The organism is Bacillus sp. FSL R5-0585 (assembly GCF_038004545.1).
Lineage (GTDB): Bacteria > Bacillota > Bacilli > Bacillales > Bacillaceae_G > Bacillus_A > Bacillus_A cereus.
This window is the reverse complement of sequence record NZ_JBBORJ010000001.1, coordinates 1,403,456-1,415,970: the sequence shown is the minus strand read 5'-3', so window position 1 is coordinate 1,415,970 and position 12,515 is coordinate 1,403,456. Positions and strand designations below refer to the sequence as shown.

The window sequence follows — 12,515 nt, the reverse complement described above, 5'->3', positions numbered from 1 at the left end:
CAAAATCTAATGTTTATGAAGAACAAATTCATTGAATATTATAAGTTCATTAGCCAGTAAATAATCCCCAATTATTAAATCTCTCAAAAAAAGTAAACAAACATATTCCATAAAGCTAATATGTTCGTTTACCTTTTTCTATTTCACATCAACAGCAAAATATCGTTGAATAAAAACAGTATGAATAAGTATTTTGTTATTCATTTCTCTTTTTCATATAATCTTTTTCACATTGCAACAGCTTGAATTTCACTTTTTTCCCTTTCTTCTTTTTCGTTTTTATAACGAGCCATTCCCCTTTTTCAACGTCTAGTTTTAGGCGTTTCATTACATTGATATTATCTTTTTCTTTATAAAGTAAAAATGCTTCTTGCGCCCTCACAAATAAGCTGGGCTGTTCGCTAAATCCACCACTATCATAAATTTTAGTTAGCGAATTATAATAAGAATCATTTTCCTTTCCACCATACATCAAATGAGCAGCCTCCAGATCTCTTTTACTTACTTCCCAAAAACTATGTTCATCAATATTTAAATTAAATGTGGATTTAATGTCCTGTATTATATTCTTCACATGCTTTTCATCTCTAACTTTTCTTTCTTCGAGACAATCCGAAGATAATTCTGGTGCATCTGATTGGGAATGTACAACGTGTTGTATCGATACACACAGAATAAATACGCTTAAAATGTAAAATATTTTTTTCATATTTACATATCACCTCAAATGATTTAGATACTATATCATTTGAGGCTTACAATATTCTTATGCTAATAATGAGAAAGATCCTATAAAATTTTTATAGGATCTTTCCTTTTAATATTGCTTTATCAAATTCACGGGCGGGGCAACTACCTTACTACTTTTCACATCATATAATCCTATAGGTGTTACTCGTATAAAAGGCAAGTGCGTCGCAGAAAAGAATAAAATTGTAAATGCTGGATCATCATGCGCGTAGCCACGCTCTTGTAGTAATTTCACCATCTGTTTCTCTTCCTGTATTAATTCTCTCATTTTTAAATTAGACATAATCCCGAGCAATGGTAATGCTATTTCGTGTAACACTTCATTGTTTTCTGCTATGACCATTCCACCACCGAGCTCTTTTACTCTACGAAAAGCTGTAAGCATATCTTCTTTTCTTTTTCCGATAAGAATGATGTCACCTGTACCAGAATAAGAGCTAGCAAGCCCACCTAGTTCTTTCGCAAAACCTTTCACAGCTATATTCACTTGCCAACTGCCATCACGAGCAATCATCATAAAGAAACATTCATCATGATCTGTGGACAATTCATCACAGTCTATATTGATTTCACTAGTGTATGGTTTTGTAATAACGTTGTTTAATAAGTGTATCCCCGTTTTATTAGAGAAAATCATATCCTCTTTTTCTATTGACCAATCTAATAATAATGGAGTTACTTTATGTTTACTCCAGTCTATATGTAATGCTTCATGTGTATTTACACCGTCACGCTTCACCCATTTTCCCTTTGCAAGGACACTGATTGGTACTGGGTTTTCTTTACTTTCTAAAATATTGATATTAGCAATTCTACCTGTCGCAATCGAACCATGTACATGTTCCATATTATAATAGCGAGCAATATTATAACTTGCCATATGGTATGCATCTATTACTGACACTCCTTGTTTTATCGCGGTAGAAATCATTACGTTTGTCATTCCATTCTCATAAAACGAAGGATGTGAGCCGTCTGTTGTAAAAAAGAATCTATCAAACTGCTTTACGCCTAGTTCCAACAATTCTTTCAGTAAAACTTCTAAATCTGGGCGGATTGAAGAATTTCTTAGGGAAACAGTGTAGCCTTGCATAAGACGAGTGAAAACTTCCTGCCCTGTCATCGCTTCATGATCACAATCTGTACCTAACAGTTTTAACTTCGCTAAAGTCGTTTCAGATGCACCCGGAAAATGTCCTTCTACTTTCTTTTGCAATCGCTTCGTTTCCTGCACCCAAGTTAACATTTCATCATCGCCATGTAATAGTTTTGGCCATGCTGTTAGCTCGCCGCCTTGAAGAACCGCTTCATGCTGCAGCCACTCTATTATTTCTTCACGATTAAACAAAGATTCTCCGTTTTGCAATTCAGTCTGTCCATCAAAACGGCACCACCAATACATACTTGCTGGAATCTTATTGAATTCATCTAATAAACGAAATGCTTCTTCACGCTTTAATGTGAAAAATAAAGTTAAATTATCATTAATAAAAGTTGTTGTCCCAAACTGCATCGCATGATTCGCTAAAGTTTCAGGATTATATAATTGATATGGATGTGCATGAGGTTCTATGTAACTTGGAACTACATACTTTCCATCACAATCAATGACTTCACATTCATGCAGTTGCACTGGCAGCTTTTCCCCTACATAAACAATCCGGTCATCATAGATCCAAATATTTGCTTGCATCCACTCGCGCATATAGGAATTTAAATAAGTTGCGTTCTTACATAAAATGTGCGGACTTCTTTTACCATCTATTATTTCAACATGTTCTCGTAATTGTTTATTACTCCATTTATAATGATTTTCTCCCATTGTATTCAACTCCAAATCAACTCATAATTATTTTGATTAAAACGAGAAATAATTAACTAACTAAAGTATTTCCCATTCATAACTCCCCTATTGGCGCCCCTATATCCTTCATTATATTTAATAATTTTAAAAATAACAATTTTCAGAACCACATACCTTTTTTATCCAAAATAAAAAGAATGTCATGTAACTGACATCCTTTTTATTTTGTCGTAAACATTAAGATTGATTTTCACTTTGGAATACACTTGATGTCATATCATAAATGCAACTACTGTCCATAGTTGCGAACTTAAAAAAGCACCTCTTTTAAATACAACTATAACAAAATTCTATTCATTTTCTTTTCATCTATTTATTAAATTCAATTTGCATCATTTTATTTAACTGTGGAACAATATCGACCCCACCTATTGAGTTAAGACTGATAGCTAATGTATGTTTGCCTCCAATTACTCCCCCAGCAAAAGTTGCAAATCCAGGAATTCCTCCTCCATGCCCCCAAACTGAAACACCGTTTGGAAGTTTAGTCTCATAGATTCCAAGACCGTATGCGTCACCAACCCCTTTGCCTTCTATAGGAACTGTAGTAAGCATTTCTTTTAGCTCGCGTTCCTTCAGTAACTTACCACCAAGTAAAGATGAAAAGAACTTATTTAAGTCATCCGCATTAGAAATCATATCTCCAGCTGCATTAGCTAAACTCGGATTATAATACGTAATATCTTTGAACTCGCCTGTCCCTTCCATTTTCACATATCCACGAGCATGATTCTTTCCTGGGATGACGGGTGAATTTCCTGGTAAAAACGTATTTGATAGATCCAAAGGTTCAATAATTCGCTTTTCGATTTCTTCCGCATAACTATTTCCAGTTATTTTTTCAATAAGCATTCCTAGTATTACGTATCCTGTGTTTGAATACAACCAATCTTTACCCGGCGAGAAATCTGGAGGCAGCGAAAGGCCTATTTTCACTATTTCTTCTGCTGTATACGTTTTTTTCGAATTCATTATGTCCGCGTCTTTTGACTTTAAGTATTCAGCGATACCACTCGTATGATTCAAAAGTTGTCGTATCGTAATTTGATTACCATCATACCCATTTCCTTGCACGAGACCTGGTAGCCACTTTTCAATTGGATCGTTAAGTTGTAAGCGATTTTCTCCTACTAATTGAAGCACAGTCGTCGCAGTAAACGTCTTCGTCACACTACCAATCCGAAAGCGATAATCCGAATTCACCGGTTTCTTTGTACTTAAGTCCGCCACGCCAGCAGTAAAACTACTAGTTTTTCCGTTGTTAGACGCCTTAGCTAATATTCCTACAGCACCAAGCTGTACTGTTTCCTGCATTACTTGTTTCCAGCCATTACGATTCTTTTGATCATGTACTTGTGACGAACTAGAAATATTTTGAGCTGACTCTGCAGTCACAGTAAAACCAGGTGTGAATAGAACAGTACCCGCTAATAAAACTGCAAAACTTGCTAACTTAATTGAATTACATTTTTTCATAAGGCTTTCTCTCCTCCATTAATATCGGATTGATTCAAGCTATACTTTCATCCTATATGATAAATCTCTCTTTTTTCTTATCCATTCCTTACGAAATACTTACGTTTAAATTTAAATACGGTAAACTGAGGAAGAGTTATGCATGCAAATAAAAAGAGAACATGTTTTCATTTTTTATGTAAACATGTTCTCTTAAACATTTAAAATTCTATATCAACTTTTCATCCTATTCTTTACACAACTAATTTATATTCCTTTTTACCAGCCCGCACTAGCATTCATACCATTTCCAATAATAGAAAGTAATAGCGGCCATAATACTGGTCCTAGTGTAAGAAATATATTTAGAAGTATGAGCATTCTATATCCAACGGTGAAATTGTGATTTTTACGATTAACAAATACTAAACTGATTAATGATATTATAGTTGTTAAAAATAATACTAACATTAGCAACCAATACCACACCATTAAACTAAGACTCCACGGTGTTAATAGCTCATGTATGATACAAAATGAGATTCCTAATACAGCAAAACTAAAACTAGTCACCGATGTTTTTATAAGCCATTTATTTATTTTTTTATCGTATGTATTTTTACAATATAAATCTATTAAAGTATATAAAGATAAATATGCCATTAATACACCTATCCAAGACAATAACCAGTCTCCGTCTCCTTTGAATAATACGTACAGTAACCAACACATACCTACTGCTGAAAAAACAAAGGAACTAAGTATGCTTTTTAATACCGATTTCATTACATTTTCACACCCTTAAAAAATCAAAAATTAATTATAATTTATAAAAATTAAGTATAGGTTAACATGTAATGAAGTATAAGTAAATAAAGTTAATTTTGTTTACCTATTTGAAGACGGTTTCATATAAGAAAATAATTCATGTTAATCAAATTTCCGTATAAAAATAGAAAAGGTGGATATTTATGTATCCACCTTCCCGTCTCCCTCTACCCACTTCATTATTTCTTCCACATCTAAATCCGTATACGTCTTTTCACCATAACGAACAGACTCATATAACGAGATAATATCCCTTGTTCTACAAATTCTTTTTAACCATTGTTGTATCGTTTCATAGGACCTTCTCTGTTCATGAAATGGTAATGTTCTTTCCCATTCAACTAACGTTTTTCTTATCTTATCTGTCGGTAACGGCCGTTCTAACTGATGAATGACTTTTTCATTCTTTATGCTTCTTACCGCAGTTTGCTTTGTGATCGATTCTTTCTCCTGTACTATTTCTGTTCTCGTCAATTTGTTCCTAATATACTTGCAGATGGCATATATAATTAATATTGCGATTATCACATAAAAAACTATAGTAATCCATACATTTGAAAGAACAGAAAGCACGTCACTCGATAGACTTTCTCTTTCGAAAGGTTGAAATTTTTTACCCGTTTTCGTTCTTATACTCGTATCTTTTACTTCTTCATATTCATCTTCATCTATTTTGGAATCATCAAAATTTTCACCTATACTAGTAAAGTCATAATTTCTTTCCGATATTGTCTTAGTCTTACTGAAAAAACGCTCTTTTACTATGTCTTGTACATACACAATACCTTGTGATAACGTTATCGCACTAATCGCAAAGAAAAGTATGATTAAAGTTCTCACACTCCATAACTTCACTTTCATATGTCGCTTTTTATTCACCATGACATAAGCCCCTTCTTATTCTTTCATTACAATCCATTTATTCGTTCTACTGTATTTCTTTGGTGAAGTACCAATAATTAAAGGAACCGCATCCAGTTCCTTTCGACGAAAGCCTGCTGTGTAAAAGTAAGAAGAAGATATAGGCGTATCTTGGTCTGATATCGAGGCAAGTATCCTTAATACATTTTGCAAATGTTTCCGATTATCCCCATTTTTTATATGTAGCAAACCGTTATCTTTTACACTATTGATCCATACTTCAAACGAACAGTTTTGCATAAGAAGTTGTTTGCATATACCTGCTGTTAATTCAATTAGTTCCTCTATATCATTTCGCAAAGAAACACCACTTTTATTTTGCAAGTTGAGATAAATCGCGTATTTATCACATTGTGTTCGCTCATACTTTTTCGCAATTATTGTCCCTGTTTTCGCTGTTGCGCTCCAGTGGATGGAACGAAAATCTTCATTTTCATAAGACTTTACTCCCATTACTTTCGTTTCATCGTATAAGAGTGAAGACATCGCTTTTCGAAATCCTCGTGACCATTCTTGTAATTCAGGAACTTGCATTTTCGGAACAGCTGGTAAGACTAAATAAGAGGGCGTATCAACTTGTTTATATGTTATATGGTTCGTTATAAATCCAAAGAGATCAGTAATAACAATTTCAACTTCTTCCCATTTCGCGATGCCTCTTTTTAACGCTACAGCTTGCAAATCAAATGAAACTGACTCCCTTCCTTTTAAATTAAAATTCATATAATAATTTGAACCTGTACTATGATTTTTGTTTATTTCATCATGACTCCAAGTTAGCTTATTTTCACATTTAAATCGAAATACGATATTAAGAATAGGAAATATCGACTTGTTTGAAATTTTCATTTTGCACATATTCGTTTCACCTATAAAAACATTCGAATTCCCTTGACTGTATTCCCATTCAACACGAGATACTTTACGTATATATATACATGCATAGCACCTATTAAAATTACATATAAAAATACGAGAGATAAAAACAGTAGATTACTTGAAAATACACTTAAAATAACGGCTACAACTGACATAACCCCCATTACGAAAGGCTCCGCTAAAGGTGTATACACAAGCTGTTGATTCATCGTACATTCTCCACTGGCACACTAATCGTATGAAGAATTTCTTTCATAATTTGTTCTTTCGTCGTTTTCATCTCTCCCTCAATCGTTAACGTTAAACGATGAGCACAAACTGATGCAGCGAGCGTCTTAATATCATCTGGCGTACAGTAATCTCTTTCATTTAATATTGCCCGTGCTTGAATTGCTCTCATAAATGCCAACGTTCCCCGAGGGCTTACACCAATTTCAATTAACTCATGGTTACGAGTTGCTTCAATAATTTCAAGGAGATAATCTTGCACATCATTCCCTACTAACACTTCTCTTGCACGCTTTTGCATCGTAATAATTTCTTCACTTGAAATAATAGAATGTAACGTTTCTAACGGATCATTCATTTGAAACCGATTCATCATTTCCTTTTCAGCTTCTCTCGTAGGATAACCTTGGCGTATTGTGAGTAAAAACCGGTCTAACTGAGCATCTGGTAACGGAAATGTGCCCGCTGATTCGAGTGGATTTTGCGTTGCTATAACTAAAAAAGGTTCTGGTAATGAATGGGTCTGTTTCGCAATTGTAACCGTACGCTCTTCCATAACCTCAAGTAACGAAGATTGTGTTCTCGGTACAGCTCGATTAATTTCATCCACTAATACGATATTTGCAAAAATAGGACCTAACCTCGTTTTAAAATCCGATTCCTTCACATCAAAATATTCAAGGCCAATAACATCTCCAGGCAAAGTATCCGCTGTAAATTGTATTCTTTGAAATTTAGCGTCCACACTTTTAGCCAAACTTTTCGCTAATGTTGTTTTTCCTGTCCCAGGTACATCTTCTAATAAAATGTGTCCTCTTGCTATTAGAGCAATGGCTGCTAGTTCTATCGATTCGTCTTTTCCTATAATAACCTTCGAAATATTATTAGTAATTTTCTTTAATGTACTCATATAGTATCTACCACCTTTTAATTATCTAAAAATTAAGAATATACTTTTTTCCAAATTATAACATGTAATTCGAAGATGAAATAGAGTGAAAATGAATCTTTTATTTTTTCTTCATTGCACGCAAAAAAGCACCTATTGTCGTATATTGACAATGAGGTGCTTAACTCAATCCAACAGCCTTCTTTCCCTCTAATTTTTAGTAACAATACATCCTTTTTTCTGCCACGCATGCATTGTTTTCAATTAACTAGTAAAATGCATTCTAATATTACATATAATAAAAACCATTTCGATTTGTTCGTTATAGAACTTCCTCTACATCGACACTCTCTATCTTCACTTCATACATATTTGGGATGTTTGCTTCTTTTGGTACCCATGCATAATAATTTTGATCATTCTCTAACATAAATTGAATTAACTTTGTTTCTGATCCATTCCAGAAAATTTTAAGATTATCAATGTAGTCCTCTAAATCCTCTTTATAATCCAATTGTAATATATAATCTCTTACCGTCAGGGCAAACACAATTAAACTTCCTAATAGATTTTTTTGCTCATTTTCTTCTTCATACTCTTGTGGTAAGAACCACACTTGACCTATTCCTATCGTTTTTTTGTATTTTTCATAAAAACTACTATCATCCATATTCTCATAGTCATGAATCAATTCATTGACCAATGAATGCCATTTTGGCGGAATAATATTTTCCAGTGCAGGATTATGTTCAATTCCTTCTACTATATCCTCGATTTCTTCTGTCTCATCTTCATAGTGATATTCACTTAGGTCTATATGTTTGAATTTCATTTCATTTTTATAATGTGCCAAATCATATGGATAATGATTATTATCTTTTAAACTTGTATCATCAAGTCCGAGTATCTTTACTATTGCAGCTGTCTCAAAGCTCCAATACCCTACATATCCAGGTTCTTTATGCGCATTTTTCCATTCATAATCATAATGGCCTTTAAACCATTCTTTCTCCATATACGTTTGCAATCTTTTAGACGCTTCTTTTTTATCTGTTTGTGCAAGTTCTATAATCTCTCTCGTTTTTGCATATGGATTTTCTTTATAATATCTATTCGTCACTTTTGTGTATCCGATATCACTAGCATATAAGAGGAAATCAATTACTGCGTCATTCATATTTTCCTTCTCAACTAGCTTAGCTAAACTTACAAGATTCTTTTTCTCCGTCTCTAATAAAATCCCTAGAGATATCATCCAAATTAGATTTAAATATCCAACTTCTTTTTTTCCTATATGCTTCAAATTAATAAGAGCGTTGTCAAAATCTCCTTCTATTGTATGGATAGCTTCTCCTAGGGAATATTTTGCATTAACATTATCCAAATCGTATATAAAATTTGACTGATAGAATTCTTCTATGATACTTATATTATCATTAGGATACCTTTGAATACCTTTTTTTTCATCTTCTTCTAAACTTTTAATTTCAACTCTATTTTCCTCAATAAACTCTTTATTATATTCTATTACTTCTCTACATTTTTTTTCTATACATAAATGATCTCTCATACCTTTCAATTCCTCCTGGCTTCTAAACTTATGGCCATTCTCCAATAATGTCTCCCTTTGCATCTATTCTATAAGTTTTAACGTTCCCAGTACTATCAACTTTTGATAGTACTCTTTCCACTTCACCTTTTTTCAATGCATTTGTAATTTTTATTGATAATTTCATATCTCCATCAACAGCCTTCAATATCCTACTTTTTCGCGTCTTCGCACCATTCAACCAATCATTTGACATTTGTCGTCCATCTTTAGTTTTCCCCAATTGTGAACTACCAAACTTAGCTTCATCTATAACGTATTTGATCTTTGATTCTGCATTTGCATTTTCGTATAATCCATCAATTCCTTTTACTATTTTATCATTTATGCCTGATGGTGCACTTTTTCCGACTGGCTTTAAATCAAATCCAGCTTCTTTTAAACTTTGATTATTCAATAAATTGTCACTAGATTTTATTTCACCATAATTCCCTTTTTGCTTATTTGTAGCTGTTTTTGCATCAAAATTATCTACAGTTGTATTTTTGTTACTGCTAGGTTTACCGTTAGCCGTATCCTAAGTATCATCCTTAGCCCCTTTAACTCAACCAATTTCTTCCTAAAGCTTTGAAATCTTACTTTGAGTATAGGCTTTCGTGTCTTTACGACTTAGGGTGATTGCCTCTTCAAATATTAACTACTATAATTACAAGTAAATTAAAACAAACTTAAAAGGAATGAATTCTTTACTATACAGAATTCATTCCTCACTAGTTGCTTAAAATATTTATCTAACTCTTTAGTTTCAATTCACATTCAATGTCCCCTAAACATACATTAAATTTAAATTTCCCTCCATATTTTTAAATTCCTAAAAATGATGGAAAGCTAGCGTACCCTGCAAGCTTATGCTGAATACCACTCTTCCGTAGAAAAATTATCAGCATTTGAATTTCCTTCTAACTCCCATTCGCTAATAAAATTAATTATTTCTCCTAAAATTAGATTTATATCATGATTTTTTATAATCAAACCTCTATGATTATTCCAAGTCAAATCAATTTCGATATTTATATTCAACTCATCCTCACATTTACTTAAAAAGTCATTCATTACTAAGGTAAAACATAAATTTACAAAATTATCAGAAACCCAAATTACGGATGAATCATCATTAACCTTCTCTATTCTAAATCTTAAATTATTGTATGCAATCCACTTTATATTACCTTGTATTTTTTCTTCTTTCATAATTATTTTCCTCCCATACTATGAAATAATCCTGTCAAGACATCCATTGCTGGATTTGTTTTTAAACTGCCATATATCACATCTTCCCATGAACCATACTTTTTATAAAGTTGTTCAGGTGTAGGTCCTTCTGCCCTGCCATATTCAAGAATATTTCTTTCTTTCATTGCATTCAATCCATCTAAATTATTAGATTTTATATACGTTTCCATTCTTCCTTGATTTCGCTCTTCGACTTTCAATCTAGCAATTTCCTCCATAGATAGCCCATCATTTTGAAGATTTTTAATATCTTGTTCTAGTTGTATTCTTTTTTGTTGTATTTTTTCATGATACTTTATTCTTTCGCTTCTTGCATAAGCAACTTCATCACCATTTGTCCAGTCTACCCCAAACTTATTTAAGGCAGATTCCTTCTTAGGTGAATATCCATATACAGCTTCAGTATTTCCCTCAATCTCCTTTGCTATCTTAGGATTATCTAATGGATTTCGAAGTTTAGAATTTATTTCTCTTCTGGTACCACCAGCCTCGACTATATCATCAAGATAATTGCTTACAGTTTTACCCGTACCCTATGTTGTAATCTTAAACTCTCACAATAAAAAAACAAACCATATAAAACCTTATTAAACTACTTCCTTCTCTTGTACTACCGGCAATTCATATGCTGTTTTATATTTCATCATGCCATATATAATATTTACAAGCCTTCTCATAATACATACCAATGCTTGTCCTTTTGTTTTGCCTTCTTTTAGTTTCTTTTGATAGTATGCATGAAACACCGGATTCCGTGGCGTCTTACTTCCTTTTGCTACTTGCACTTGCTGTACTGCTAAATTATAAAATAAAGCGTGTAACGCCCTGTTTCCTTGTTTGCTTTTATGCGCCTTACCTTTCCCACCAGAACCAAAGTAAACAGGCGCAATCCCCGCAAATCTTGCTAATTTATTGGCATTTAGAAATCGTCTTATATCTCCTATCTCAGCTATTAATGCTGATGCCGTCACAAGTTCTATTCCCGGCATCGTGTCTAATTGATAATCTAGTAGATTTACTAACCGTTTTAATTCTCTTTCGATGTATTTCATTTCCTTCTTTTTAAACTCAATATCCCGTACAATACTTCTTACTAAAAAGTCTCGTGTTTCTTGATATTCCTTCATTGTATGTCCATCTTCTTTTACAAGTTTTAATATGTCGCTTGCTTTCTTTACTGAACATGTATTGTTGCTAACATCTAATAAAAATGCTGTTAATTGCTTTATATTTGCCCCCCTCTAAACAAGAGGGTGACGGATATTGCTGCCAAAATGCTAATGCTGTTTTTCCATCTAACTCTGAGAAAAACTTTTTATAACTTGGATAATGGTGGTTTAATTGAATATGTAATTGGTTCTTTAATGAACTTTGTGCTTTTACTAATGCATTCCTTCTTGAAACCAGTTGTTGTATTGACCATAATAAATCGTTTGGCTTTGCATCTGGTAATTGATTAAATTTGTTTATCAATATGCGTGCCACACATTCCGCATCCCAACTATCATTTTTGTGTATCATCACTTGGCTTTTTCGTTCTAAAAATGATAAAGCTGGGTTTACCTCTTTTACTACCTGTTCGTGATCTACTAAATATTTCGCTAACGCTCTTCCATAACCACCAACATCTTCTAAACCAAATACAACTGATAAACCATCACTCACATATGTCTCTACTTCTAATAAGAACTTCGAAAATGCAGATGGTTTATTATCAAATTGTATTTCTCCTAGTTTCTCTTGCCAACAATTAATTATAACAGCCGTATGATGCTCCTTATGTAAATCTACTCCTACATACAAATAGTTCTGTCTATTATGCATAACTCATCCCTCTATTCAATAATTTAATCATATAT

9 protein-coding genes and 3 pseudogenes are annotated in these 12,515 nt (G+C 33.1%); all 12 read right to left on the bottom strand.

Annotation, left to right across the window (positions count from 1 at the left end; genetic code table 11):
• Nucleotides 1–196: 196 nt before the first annotated feature.
• The gene (locus MKY38_RS07350; RefSeq protein WP_000719372.1) at nt 197–709 is read right to left on the bottom strand and encodes a hypothetical protein; all 513 of its coding nucleotides are present in this window, start codon (nt 707–709) and stop codon (nt 197–199) included.
• Between the two features lie 108 nt (nt 710–817).
• The gene (locus MKY38_RS07345; RefSeq protein WP_341048554.1) at nt 818–2,572 is read right to left on the bottom strand and encodes an adenine deaminase; all 1,755 of its coding nucleotides are present in this window, start codon (nt 2,570–2,572) and stop codon (nt 818–820) included.
• Nucleotides 2,573–2,923: 351 nt separating this feature from the next.
• A complete protein-coding gene (locus tag MKY38_RS07340; protein WP_016124771.1) occupies nt 2,924–4,090 on the bottom strand; it encodes a serine hydrolase domain-containing protein in 1,167 nt (388 codons plus the stop codon).
• Between the two features lie 258 nt (nt 4,091–4,348).
• Nucleotides 4,349–4,855, bottom strand: a complete 507-nt coding sequence (locus tag MKY38_RS07335; RefSeq protein WP_065224568.1) for a DUF3902 family protein — start codon at nt 4,853–4,855, stop codon at nt 4,349–4,351.
• Between the two features lie 183 nt (nt 4,856–5,038).
• Entirely contained in the window at nt 5,039–5,779 is a 741-nt protein-coding gene (locus MKY38_RS07330; RefSeq protein ID WP_065224569.1) for a hypothetical protein, read from the bottom strand.
• A gap of 15 nt (nt 5,780–5,794) precedes the next feature.
• Nucleotides 5,795–6,906: pseudogene (locus MKY38_RS07325) on the bottom strand (DUF58 domain-containing protein).
• The gene (locus tag MKY38_RS07320; RefSeq protein WP_000105661.1) at nt 6,903–7,835 is read right to left on the bottom strand and encodes an AAA family ATPase; all 933 of its coding nucleotides are present in this window, start codon (nt 7,833–7,835) and stop codon (nt 6,903–6,905) included. Before MKY38_RS07320 ends, MKY38_RS07325 begins: the two are co-directional and overlap by 4 nt.
• A 301-nt stretch (nt 7,836–8,136) precedes the next feature.
• On the bottom strand, nt 8,137–9,384 hold the full coding sequence (locus MKY38_RS07315) for a PoNi-like cognate immunity protein (protein ID WP_078384928.1): 1,248 nt from the start codon (nt 9,382–9,384) through the stop codon (nt 8,137–8,139).
• Nucleotides 9,385–9,412: 28 nt separating this feature from the next.
• Entirely contained in the window at nt 9,413–9,820 is a 408-nt protein-coding gene (locus MKY38_RS07310) for a hypothetical protein (protein ID WP_048568607.1), read from the bottom strand.
• A gap of 449 nt (nt 9,821–10,269) precedes the next feature.
• Nucleotides 10,270–10,614, bottom strand: coding sequence for a hypothetical protein (locus MKY38_RS07305; RefSeq protein ID WP_000656836.1), 345 nt, complete (start codon nt 10,612–10,614; stop codon nt 10,270–10,272).
• Nucleotides 10,615–10,616: 2 nt separating this feature from the next.
• Nucleotides 10,617–11,189: pseudogene (locus MKY38_RS07300) on the bottom strand (hypothetical protein); the annotation flags it as partial.
• 54 nt (nt 11,190–11,243) lie between these two features.
• Nucleotides 11,244–12,480: pseudogene (locus MKY38_RS07295) on the bottom strand (IS110 family transposase).
• Nucleotides 12,481–12,515: the final 35 nt, after the last annotated feature.